We start from the raw sequence: 810 nt of genomic DNA on the forward strand, positions 1-810 counted from the left end.
GGCCGACGCCGCGGACGGGACGACAACAGGGGGCGGCGGCCTCACGGTCACCGACCCGCACGCCCGTCCCGCGTGGGCGGACGCCGCGACGATCTACGAGGTGTACGTCCGGTCGTTCGCGGGCGACACGCTGCCGACAACGTTCGCCGAGATCGAGCGCCGGATCCCGTACGTCGAGAGTCTCGGGGTCGACGTCCTCTGGTTGACGCCGGTGTTGGCCTCGCCGACCGAGCACGGCTACCACGTCACCGACTACACCGACACCGCCGCCGACCTCGGCTCGCGGGCCGCGTTCGAGTCGCTGGTCGCGGCGTGTCACGACGCCGGGATCCGCGTCGTCTTCGACCTCGTCATCAACCACACCTCGCGGGACCACCCCGCCTTTCAGCTACACGCCGCGGGCGTGCCGGCCTACCGCGACCACTACCGGCGGGCCGACGCCGCCTTCGACGTCACCGACATCGAGTGGGCGGCGCTCGATTCCGGCGACATGCCCGAGTACTACTTCAACTGGGGGCGGATCCCCAACCTGAACTTCGACTCACCGGCGGTCCGCTCCTGGCTGCTCGATATCGTCGACGACTGGGCGGGCGTCGTCGACGGGTTCCGCGCGGACGTCGCCTGGGGGATCCCTCACGGGTTCTGGAAGGAGGTGGCCGACCGCGTCCCCGAGGACCTGCTGTTGCTCGACGAGACGCTGCCGCACGACCCGTTCTACGGCGAGGGGGAGTTCCATCTCCACTACGACACCTCGCTGTACGGGGCGCTCCGGCGGATCGGCGCGGGGGACGCGCCCGCCAGCGCGGTCGC

General features: G+C 71.1%; 1 protein-coding gene. It reads left to right on the top strand.

Translation table 11 applies throughout. The features are described 5' to 3' along the window. Positions 1–810 (top strand): alpha-amylase family glycosyl hydrolase (locus ACFQEU_RS16940; RefSeq protein WP_379784040.1); only part of this gene is annotated, 810 nt, incomplete at both ends.

It is taken from the genome of Halorubrum tibetense (assembly GCF_042661865.1).
In the GTDB taxonomy this organism is placed as follows: domain Archaea; phylum Halobacteriota; class Halobacteria; order Halobacteriales; family Haloferacaceae; genus Halorubrum; species Halorubrum tibetense.